The following is a 439-nucleotide window of genomic DNA, read 5'->3' as shown; positions in this document are numbered from 1 at the left end:
GAAGCCGAACTTGGTGATGTAGCTGATCGCCCGCTCGATGCCCAGGCCCTGCAGGACGCGGATCGAGACCCTGTTGCGGGACTTGTACAGGGCTTCGCGCAGCGGGATCGGGCCGAGGAAGGTATTGGTGTCGTTCTTCGGTCGCCAGACCTTGTCCAGGTACTCGTCGACGAACACGATCGGCGCATCGTTGACCAGGCTGGCGGCGGTGAAGCCGTTGTCCAGGGCCGCGCTGTAGATGAACGGCTTGAAACTGGAGCCCGGCTGGCGCTTGGCCTGGATCGCGCGGTTGTAGTTGCTCTGCTCGAAGGAGAAGCCGCCGACCAGCGAGCGGATCGCCCCGTCCTTCGGGTCAAGGGAGATCAGCGCGCTCTGTGCGGCGGGAATCTGTACGAAGCGCAGGGTGCCGTCTTCCTGGCGCTGCACGCGGATCTGGTCG

At 64.7% G+C, this 439-nt stretch carries 1 protein-coding gene; it reads right to left on the bottom strand.

Annotation, left to right across the window (positions count from 1 at the left end; genetic code table 11):
• Positions 1 to 439, bottom strand: a 439-nt coding sequence (locus FLO80_RS23910; protein ID WP_281287069.1) for a penicillin-binding transpeptidase domain-containing protein, incomplete at both ends; no start/stop codon positions are given.

This window comes from Aquicoccus porphyridii (assembly GCF_008369105.1).
In the GTDB taxonomy this organism is placed as follows: Bacteria; Pseudomonadota; Alphaproteobacteria; order Rhodobacterales; family Rhodobacteraceae; genus Aquicoccus; species Aquicoccus porphyridii.
Note: the sequence above shows the minus strand (reverse complement) of the source record. Positions and strands in the feature narration are given on the sequence as shown.